This is a genomic window from Wolbachia endosymbiont of Nasonia oneida, from assembly GCF_009012935.1.
Classification (GTDB): domain Bacteria; phylum Pseudomonadota; class Alphaproteobacteria; order Rickettsiales; family Anaplasmataceae; genus Wolbachia; species Wolbachia pipientis.
In genome coordinates this window covers 230,705-241,132 of the sequence record NZ_QESS01000001.1, presented here as the reverse complement: position 1 = coordinate 241,132, position 10,428 = coordinate 230,705, and the positions used below count along the sequence as shown (strand labels likewise).

At 34.7% G+C, this 10,428-nt stretch carries 8 protein-coding genes and 1 pseudogene; 1 reads left to right on the top strand and 8 read right to left on the bottom strand.

Annotation, left to right across the window (positions count from 1 at the left end):
• Positions 1-44 precede the first annotated feature (44 nt).
• The 8 genes and pseudogenes from DEF52_RS01070 to DEF52_RS01035 all read right to left on the bottom strand — a co-directional run.
• Positions 45-554: pseudogene (locus DEF52_RS01070) on the bottom strand (phage portal protein); the annotation flags it as partial.
• Positions 554-1,585: a PDDEXK nuclease domain-containing protein gene (locus tag DEF52_RS01065; protein ID WP_151807615.1), complete on the bottom strand. Its 1,032-nt coding sequence runs from the start codon at positions 1,583-1,585 to the stop codon at positions 554-556. The gene DEF52_RS01065 and the pseudogene DEF52_RS01070, both read right to left, overlap by 1 nt.
• 27 nt (positions 1,586-1,612) lie before the next feature.
• Positions 1,613-1,837, bottom strand: a complete 225-nt coding sequence (locus DEF52_RS01060) for a gpW family head-tail joining protein (protein ID WP_151807614.1) — start codon at positions 1,835-1,837, stop codon at positions 1,613-1,615.
• Positions 1,838-1,840: 3 nt separating this feature from the next.
• Positions 1,841-3,664 (bottom strand): phage terminase large subunit family protein, encoded by a 1,824-nt coding sequence (locus DEF52_RS01055; RefSeq protein WP_151807624.1) that lies wholly within the window; start codon positions 3,662-3,664, stop codon positions 1,841-1,843.
• Positions 3,661-5,130 (bottom strand): ankyrin repeat domain-containing protein, encoded by a 1,470-nt coding sequence (locus tag DEF52_RS01050; RefSeq protein WP_151807613.1) that lies wholly within the window; start codon positions 5,128-5,130, stop codon positions 3,661-3,663. The genes DEF52_RS01055 and DEF52_RS01050 overlap by 4 nt, the downstream gene beginning before the upstream one ends.
• A gap of 18 nt (positions 5,131-5,148) precedes the next feature.
• Positions 5,149-5,628 carry a hypothetical protein gene (locus tag DEF52_RS01045; protein ID WP_151807612.1) on the bottom strand — a complete coding sequence of 160 codons (480 nt, stop codon included), beginning with the start codon at positions 5,626-5,628 and terminating at the stop codon, positions 5,149-5,151.
• 41 nt (positions 5,629-5,669) lie between these two features.
• Entirely contained in the window at positions 5,670-6,890 is a 1,221-nt protein-coding gene (locus DEF52_RS01040; RefSeq protein ID WP_151807611.1) for a DNA modification methylase, read from the bottom strand.
• A 114-nt stretch (positions 6,891-7,004) separates the two neighbouring features.
• The gene (locus DEF52_RS01035) at positions 7,005-7,460 is read right to left on the bottom strand and encodes a crossover junction endodeoxyribonuclease RuvC (RefSeq protein WP_077188271.1); all 456 of its coding nucleotides are present in this window, start codon (positions 7,458-7,460) and stop codon (positions 7,005-7,007) included.
• A 634-nt stretch (positions 7,461-8,094) separates the two neighbouring features.
• Here DEF52_RS01035 and DEF52_RS01030 point away from each other — a divergent pair.
• Positions 8,095-9,120, top strand: coding sequence for a virulence RhuM family protein (locus DEF52_RS01030; protein WP_236717750.1), 1,026 nt, complete (start codon positions 8,095-8,097; stop codon positions 9,118-9,120).
• Positions 9,121-10,428 lie beyond the last annotated feature (1,308 nt).

Genomic DNA, 10,428 nt, shown 5'->3' with positions numbered 1-10,428 from the left:
AAATTACTATTTTTACTACTTTATCCTAGTTTCGAAAGAAGTCTATTACCATTTCCTAAAGTTTGATTTGTTTTATTATCTAAATGTTCAGACTCAAGTACTTGCAGTTGTAATGGTACAGAAAATCTATCTTCCAGCTTTCTCGTTCTTAAACGTACAAAACATTCTCCTCCCTCTATCATACTTCTGCATACTAGAGCTTGTAATCCATAAAAATCACTTACTCCGCTACTGTCTGCTTCATCTGTCCATTTTAGCCATAATTCTTGCACCTTCTTTCGAAATTCTCCATCTCTTGCTTTTGATTGTGGTTTTATTCCTGTTCCAATAGAGTTACTTACTATTGTATCAATGATATTTGCTGCATATGGATTTTTTCTCACCATATCACGTGATCTACTACGTAAAGTTTCAAGGCTTTGAGACAGCAAATTATTTATACTTCCTGACTCTGGTTGAAAGTGAAAAAATCTTCTTCCTGACCCTGCTGCATCCCATGCTGAACTTTTTATCTTTGGTCTGTTAAATAGTTGTTTGAATGATTTGAGTAGCATTACTTTTCTTTATCTGAAATTTTCAACAATTCAGCTTCTAACTCTTCTATTGTTGGTAGCGCTGTTTTTATCTTTTCTGGTAGGCTTTCAGTAATTCGATACTCAGCAAGTCCTATCGGTTTGGTCATATCCTTTAGCGTGTACTTTGCTAGTACATCATTTTTAGATTTACATAAAATTAATCCTATAGATGGTTGATCTGTCTCATGTTTAAGTAAATCATCAACTGCTGAAAGATAAAAATTCATTTTTCCTGCATATTCTGGCTTAAAATCTTTGTCTTTTAGCTCAATTACCACAAAGCAACGTAACTTTAAATGGTAAAACAATAAATCAATATAGAAGTCTTTATTTCCAACATCTAAGTGAAATTGCCTACCAACAAATGCAAATCCTTCCCCTAGCTCTAGCAGAAATTTTTCCACATGGCCTACAAGACCTTTTTCTACTTCTCTTTCATGAGCGTCATCTCCTATACTCAAAAAATCAAAAATATATGGATCTTTTAATGTATAATGTGCTAAATCTGACTGGGGAGAAGGTAACTTATCTTTGAAGTTAGTAACAGCTTTTCCTTGACGTTTGTGCAATTCACGTTCGATTTGCATTACCATTATACTACGTGACCAACCGTGCTCTATAGCCTTTTGAAAATAGAATAGCCTTTCTTTTCGATCTTTTACTTTATCTAAAATAACTACAATATGAAACCAAGGCAATTGTGCAGCAACCTGCTGCGTAAATTCAGTATCTTGATATTCTGCAGCAAATTGGCGCATATAAGTAAGATTCCTAGCACTAAACCCCTTCATTTCTGGAAATGCGCTTCTTAAATCCTTACTTAGCTGATCTATGATTTTAGCACCCCAGCCATGTTCTTTTTGGCGCTTTAAGATCTCTGTACCAATATGGTGGTAAAGCACAATAAGCTTGCTATTTACTGCTAGTGCTGCTTTATAACGACTAGTAGCAATCTGTTCTTTGAGTTGCTCTAAAAATTCTGTATATTCTTTTGCTATAATTTTTACCATTGGTTATCCTTTAAATAGTTTTCACTATTATATAATTCCTTTATCTGTCGCAATAACAATCCTGCGCTTTGGCTTTACACCTACAACTTTTAACTCAGCTTTAATACGTTGTCTGAGGCTGAGTAAATCATTTATATCTACTTCTGCATATCTCACCACATGGTCACCATAAGCAATTGATACTACTCGCTCTCCATTTTGCAGTTTTTTTATCGCTTCTTCGACTTGAATTAAATATTCTTCGTTATACATTTACTACTTGCTGATCCACTTGCTTTTGACTATTTTCTTTGATTTTTTACTTTCTGGTTTTTCACTCAAACTATTCCATTTACTCTCTGGCCAACGATCAATTCCAAGCGCAATAGATGCTGCTCTTGCGTAAATTCGGCAATCTAGTACTTCATTTCTTTCTCTTACCTTTTGCCACTCTTGTTTAGTATATCCTTTCACTACCTTGCTGACTAATTGCTCTGCTGTTAGCTGCTTAAAATATTCAGGTGCGTACTCAGGAAAATGACAGTATCCAGGTAGAGCTTTTCCTTCTTCTTTTAAAATATTAAGTAATTGAAAAAGCTCTGACTTTAATATCGATACTCCTACTGGCCAGAGCTTTATTCCTCTCTTTAGCTTTTGACCACCAACTGTGATATCTACTCTACTTGGGCTGCTAAGTGGTACTAGTGCTTTATTTACACCTTTCACTGCCATTACTCTTCCAGAGCCTTGATGACTCCTTACCCAATTATACACTTCCTGCGTTGCATACCCTGCATCAACCGCCATCATGCTTATCATGTATTCAAGACCATTTTCACCGATAAAATGATGATTGAGTAACTCTGAAAGCCTTCCCCATACTTCCCCACTTCCTGTATCTCCTTCAAATACTTGGTAGTCTATTGACCAATTTTCGCGGCTTTTTCCCCATGCTACAACTTCTACTTCTAAACGATCTTTTTGGACATCAACACCTGCTGTGAGTACCACTTCGCCTTTTGGTACTGTGCCTACGGGAAAAAATTCTCTTCTGTTAAATAATTGCTTCCAGTCTGGTACTTCTCCTTTGTCTACCCAGGTTTCTCCAAGCGTAGTATTTATCCAAACCTTCAGTAATTGTTCACTTTCCTTTGCATGCAGAAAATCCTCTACTGCTTGTTGCCAACTATACCAGCCAACTGGACTATAAAGACTTGAAAGATGAAATCCTTTTTTCTCACCTTTTACTCTACTAGTAGGCCTCCATTCTCCACGCTCAAGCATCTCTGTCTTTTGATGATTTTCTATCTTTTCACCACATTCTACACATATATAGTGTGCTGTATTTGGATTTTTATCTTCCCATTTTATTTGTGACCACTTTAGAACTTGATAGTAATTACAATGCGGGCATGGTACAAAAAAGTATCTCTTATCTGTTGCTTCAAATTCCTTCTCAATTCTGCTTATTCCATGAATCGTTGGTGTTGATACTAAAAAAATCTTTCTACGTGCAAAAGTGTTAGTTCGAGCAATACTGAGCAGTACTGGATCTCCTTCTCCTCCTGAATCTCCTGGGTAGGCATCTATCTCATCAAGAAAGAGATACTTTACTGGCATAGATCGGAGGCCTACACTGCTATTTGCTCCAGTTATTACTACTATTCCACCTGGAAATTCCTTACTTTGTACAGTATTGCCTGAGTCTCTTGACCTTGGGTCTTTTACTTTACTTTTTAAACATGGTGTACTTTCAATCAGTGGCGCAAATCTTCCTTTTGACCAACGTTTTCCCATTTCAACTGTTGGCTGCACAACTAACATTGGACCTGGTGTCTGATCAATGATGTAGCCTATCCAATTGTTACCAGCTTCTGTTCCTCCAATCTGCGCTCCTTTCATGAATACTACTTTTTCTGCTGGTGAGGACGGAGAAAGTGAATCCATGATTTCTTTTAAATAAGGAGTTCTTTCCGTTCTCCATTTACCTGGCTCTGATGCTGCAGTTGGCGCTAAAACTCGATACTCATTTGCCCACTCTGACACTTTAAGCTGCGGATCCGGTTTTAAACCTTCAGAAAAAGATGTAGCGTATATCATTGTCTGCATCTACTCATAACTGGTTCTATCTCGACATCATTAACAATAGAACTACACTCCTCCATCTCCATAAGCATCTTTTTCTGAAATTCCTTTTCTATATATCTTTTGCTCACCTCACTTATCATTATTGCTATAACAAGCGCAAATATCCCTGTTATTGTTGCAAAAATGATTGCATTGCTTATTGTTATTGCTGTTAACCCTATATATACCGCTATTGCTACTGCACTTACTGAGGTAGAAACACAGATTACATTATTGTATTTTCTTACTTTTGCATCTCTATGCTCCATACACCTATAATAAATTGGTACAGATCTGCCTATCTCATCTGGTAATTTGATACTCTTTTCTTTAAATAAAGTTTTTAGCAATTCTAAATTATTTGACTTGATTGCTAAGTGCAGAACAGGTGTATAGTTTGCTCCTTTTTTCAGCAATAACTTTACTACATGTAAATGCCCTTTTTCTGCAGCAAGATAAATCGGTGATAGACCTTTATTATTTACAATATCAATATTGATTTCTTCTTTTAAAATTGCATCTACAATCTCAATTTCTCCTCTTTGTGCAGCTAAATGGAGTAGACTATTCTTCTCAGAACCATACTTATTGCTCATCAAAGTCTTCTTTATCTCAGGTTTAGCGTAATCAAATGGTGTCTTGCCGCTATCGTCTTTTACCAGAGGGTCTATATCTTCTCGCGTTAGTAAAACTTCTATTGTTTTAAGTCTTTCAGCGTAATGTAGTGGTGTTTTATTTTCATAGTCTTGCAAATTGACTTGAGCATTAGGCTCCTTTATTAAGCATTTGAGGATATCAAGACATAAGTCTCTTTCATCGTAATTAGTATTACTTACAGCTATATGAACAGGTGACAATTTCATTGAGTTTTGTCCCATGCGTGCACTATTCACATCTGCTCCAAGCTTCAGCAGTAACTTTACTATCTCCAACTTTTTATTATTAACTGCATAGTGCATTGGTGTCTGATTTCGCGCATCAAAGACATCTATTTCAGCGTTTCCTTCTCTTATCAAAATCTTTACAACTTCTGCATGTCCTATGCCTGCTGCTAGATGTAATGGCGTATGATGCAGAGCATTTCGTACGTTAACGTCAACACCTTTTCCTATCAAATATCTAACTGCATTAACTTCACCTATCATTGCAGCCAAATGAAGTAAGCTATCTTGTTCTGACCCGTACTTGTTATTAATTAGCGCTTGTAATATTTCTGCTTTTTTTCCCTCTTTGGCGTAATCAAGAGATGTTTTACCATCATTATCTTCTACAAAAGGATTAATGTTCTTCTTCGTGAGTAACAAGTCCACCATGTTTAATTCGTCAAATTCTATAGCGCAATGTAGTGGTGTTTTTCCGTTTAACCCTCTAACATTAACATCTAATCCAGGTTGATTAATGAGACACTTTATTAACTCCAAACTTAAGTTATCAGCCATTTTATATTTAAAATCTTTTTATATTTGAAATTTAGTGTTAGATAATTCTTCAAGCGAGTTTGTAATCTCTTCAGTTAGCGCCATATGAATCTTTTCAGTGTCACTCAGTGATGCAAGTAGTGCTGAAACTCTATTTGGAATATTAAGCAGATTATTACGGACAACTCTTGCTACATTAAATGCTTCAGTTTTTACTTCCTCTACTGCTACAAGTTCACCAATCTCAGCTTTTGCCTTTGCCTCAAGCAGTTTACCACGTTCCATTTCATTTTTTATTCTAGTTTTTAGCAACATCGTGGAAAGGTTACTTGTATTTTCTGGATTTTTCCTCCTCAGTGGCTGACTTGGATCTCTTATTGCCGCTACTGCTTCATTTGCTTGTTCTCGGTCGATCAAACCATCCTCCAACTTAACTATTCCTTTTTTTACTAAATAACAGACATATTGCTTTGATACTCCTATCTCTCTTGCCCATTCTGTTTGCGTGATTTTTTCCACTCTTTTCCTCCACTCTTTTCCTCCTCTCTTTTCGCTCCTTTTTACGAATTTTCTTCTTGAGTCTCTGAAAAGGTTTTACCAGTACCAGAAAGAATTGCTTCCCTACCTGTGTACACTTGCCAACGTTTTATGGTTACATCTACAAATTTTGAATCTAGCTCTATTGTCCTACAAATTCTTCCTGTTCTCTCGCATGCAATCAGTGTACTTCCAGAGCCGCTAAATGGATCAAGTACGATATCTCCTGATCTACTGCTATTAACTATTGCTCTTTCCATTAGCTCTACTGGCTTCATTGTTGGATGTAATGAGTTATGCACTGGTTTGTCATAAAACCACAGATCACTTTGATTTCTACCCCCATGCCACTCACGTTTATTGCCGCTTTTCCATCCATAGAGCATTGCTTCGTATTGTCTTTGATAATCTGATCTTCCTAGCGTAAAGTGATTCTTTGCCCAAATGATAAATGTTGACCATTTCCCTCCCGCTTCCTCAAATACTTTTTGTAACGTTGAAAACTCTGATGATGATATGCAGATGTAAATTGCACCTTTCGTATATGCTAAAATATGGGAACAGATGTCGTAGAGAAAAAGTTCGTACTTTTCACCTTGATTATCGTTTAATATTTTTTTCTCTTCTCTTTCCTGACTGCTACCGTAATCAACGTTATATGGAGGATCACATACGGTAATATCTGCCATTTTATTATCTAATACCGCTTTATATGATTCAACTAAAGAGCTATCACCACAATAGATTCGATGATCACCTAAAATCCATAGATCAGCTGGTTTTGTTATTTCTACTTTTTTGTTATCAACAACTAAGTCAGAAAGATCTTCTTCTTCACCATCTAAATCATCAAGAAACCGTTGAACTTTTTCCAATTCAAATCCAGTCATTTTAAGATCAAACTGTAAATCTTCTAGCTCCTGAATTTCCACTTTTAAAAGCTCATCGTCCCACTTTGCCCAATTAGCTGATTGATTGGCCAGTAATCGAAAAGCTTTGGTTTGTGGTTCATTTAAATTATCACTTAAAACCACTGGAATACTCTCCATACCAAGCTTTCTTGCTGCTTTAAGTCTTAAATGACCATCAACCACAGTTCCATCGCTTTTTGCAACTATTGGTATACGAAAGCCAAATTCCCGAATAGAAGCACACATTCTGTTGATCACATCGTCATTTTTACGTGGGTTACGCTCATATTCAACTAGGTTTCGAGTAGGATAGTAGTGGATTGCTAAATTCATATCTTAATAATTAAAAAGTTAATATTCAAAATATATCTGACGCTAGAGAAGGCCTGGGGTCGGACCCACCAAACCCGCCATTATGGCCGAAAGGACCCACTTTTATGGTATTTTTTATGTGTTAAAATCTTTACCAAGATTCATAGCGTAAAACATTAATGCCAAAGCATCCGCCTCATTATCATCTCTAGGTGAAAATCCTTTTTCCTTTACAGCTTCAATAACTTCACTCTTACTTGCATTGCCTTTGCCTGCTATAAAGCGTTTTATAGTCTTTACAGGAACACCTTTGTATGGCACATGATGCTCTTCACACCAAGCAGAGAGAACAGCCAGAAAACCACCGTAGCAATGCGCTGCATCTGTTCCTAAATGTCTTCTTACTTCCTCAAAATACACTGCAGTGAACTTATGTTCTAAAGAGTTAAGCCAATTACGGAAACTCAAAAAGCACATGCCACCTCCACTGAAACGACTACCATGAAAGCTTTTGCTCCCACTTTGAATTGCTCCATCTGTCAGAATTGCCCAGCCCGTTTGTTTGCCGAGGTCCAGTGTTAGGATTGACATTTGCTATTATTAAAATTACAAGTAGCACTTACTCCAAAATATCGTCTGGTTTCTGCAAAATACACTAGCAATTCATAGGTTTTTGTAGACCAACAACGGAAATTCGAGAATTATGTGCTACTGCAGAAAGTTGTTTTCTTATTATATATATTCACCAAAATTACAAAAACTGTTCAATTTTTTTTGCAAAGGATAAAAACCGTTGCTTGCAAGTTTGTTTTGTAACAGTAAGATTACTAAAAATACCATTTAATTAAGTTTTAAAGGGTACTAAGTGCATTCTTTGATGAGGTGCTGAGATTGATCTATAAAGTTACACCTAGCTTTAAAATGAAGTTTTTACCTCATCTAAAAAAATACAAGTATATTCAATGTTTGTTTGCCGAGTTTTGAATTGACACTTAAAGCTTTTGTATTTGAAGCACATCCACAAACTACATCAATGCCCTTCTATTATATATATACCGGATTTCTCACCACTTTTTCCGGGATTTTCTAAAAAAAAGTTAAAATAATTTTAAAACTGCTTATCAGCTAAAGAATAAAGCAGATAGTTCTCTATTTTTAGAGTTTTACAGTTGCTTGTCTTTTTTACAAATAACCCATATGCTACTTGAAGTAAGGTAGAGTAGATATGATAATAAATGGGAACGAAATTTTATTATATACAACTCCAGATGGAGACGTGAGAATTGATGTTTTGTATCGAGATGAAAACATTTGGCTTACACAAAAAAGAATGGCAGAGTTGTTTGATGTTAATATTAGAACAATTAGTGAGCATTTACAGAACATATTTGCTAGTCAAGAGTTAGATAAAGATTCAGTTATCCGGATTTTCCGGAATACTGCTGAAGATGGTAAACAGTATCCTACACAATTTTATAATTTGGATGCAATTATAGCTATTGGTTATCGAGTTAATTCTAAAAAAGCAACATTGTTCAGAGTATGGGCTACGAAAATTTTAAAGGATTTTATTATCAAAGGATTTGCATTAGATAGCGAACGACTAAAAAACGGAAGGAAGTTCGGTAAAGACTACTTCAATGAGTTACTTGAAAAAATCAGGGAAATACGAGCATCCGAACGTAGGTTTTACCAGAAGATTACTGACATTTATGCTGAATGCTCTGCAGACTATGATCCAAATTCAGAAATAACAAAACAATTTTATGCAAAAGTACAGAATAAATTATATTGGGCGATTTACGGCTTGACTGCAGCAGAGCTAATATATTCTCGAGTTGATCATAAAAAACCACATATGGGACTAACTACTTGGAAAGATGGTCTAGGTAATAAAATTCATAAGAGTGATGTAAGTGTTGCAAAAAACTACTTGACTGAAAAAGAATTAAGTGAACTAAATCACATTGTTTCAATGTATCTAGATTATGCAGAACTTCAAGCAAGAAAGCATCGGCTAATGAAAATGCAGAATTGGGTTGAAAAGTTGGATGCATTTCTATTGTTCAATGATTATGAAGTACTTAAAGATGCTGGTAAAGTTAGTGCTGAAGTTGCAAAAGCTCTAGCTGAAGGAGAATACGAAAAGTACAGAGTTATACAAGATAAATTACATGAATCTGACTTTGATGAATTGATTAAAGCAAGTAAAGAAAGTGAGAAAATAACTACAACAAAAACCAGCTTGTAGTTGAGCTATCTGTGTTTGACATCTTGCTTTTGTTTTAATTTCAAGGGGTGAACCACCCTAGTGAAAACATAAATCTTTGTCTCCATTGTACGCGATAAAATTGGAGACGTAAATAAATAAATTTGTCTCCATCTTGAACTATTGAGAGAGTTTTGTAGCTTATGTTTATGGCAAAACTTTTTTCTTTATCTTCACCTACAATTTGTTTATAGAGATTATTTAAAATATTTCCTTAAGAGTTTTAAATAAAAGTCGTTATATTTCAATAAGACCTCCAAAATAACCAGCTCTTGTTATATATATTTACCTAAATTACAAAAGCTGTTCACTTTTTTGAAAAAATATTTTACAACAAATAAAAAACATGATAAAATGAAACAAGGTTTTTTGTAGTAAGTAAAAGTTTAAGGTAAAAGATAATTTAGAAGTGCCTCATAATCGGGTTTTAAGCTACCTTACATAAGTAACTTAGGTCTTAGTAGTATAATTGTACCCTGGAGTCGTAGAATCTTTTTAAAACGATATTATTAGCCATCTTGTTTTTTGTAAGCATTTGTCTTTCATCTTTTTTTAGGTTATCCAAAATGCAATAGCAGGTTTTTCATATTTTTGTCTCTGTGTTGTATTTTTATTTAGGGCGATCTGATTCATTAAGTCTTTTGAAAATGGAAAAGTAATATTTTCACACACTAAGTGGCTAAAAGCATAGAAATTCAGTGAGTTAAGTATAGTATGTTTTTGTTCCTAATTTTTCAATTTTACTGGAAATCACAAAACTCAGAACAGCTTCTTATTCCTTAAAACCTTACTTTGAAGAATAGGCCACACATTTATCTTCCTTTGAGTGATGCCTTTAATTATCTTACAATAACTAGGTTTATGTCTACTAATATCATGAAATGCAGCTGGTCCACCTGTATGCGTAAGTAGTTAGAGTAGGTTATAGGCGACTTTAAAAAACCGGTTAATTGCCACTTGAGTTTATTTTTTAAATGACTTTTATATTTCGGTTAAAAATTAAAATGGACGGTATATTAGCCTTTTTGAAAACCATTTCAGTTGAGCACCAGGTTAAAACTTATTACAGTTCATGTCTTTTTGCTTAACTTGTTATTTAAAAATTAAATATTTAAGCACGTTAATAATATTTAGGTAGGTATTATGAAAGGTACATATCCTATATGTTCTATTATTATATATTATTATTTATTATATATATAATATATAAGGTTTTACCTGAAACTGGGCTACACTCAAAAACCCTCTATAATCCTAGCTTTTAAAGCAATTAAGAAGTTTTTTTGAATT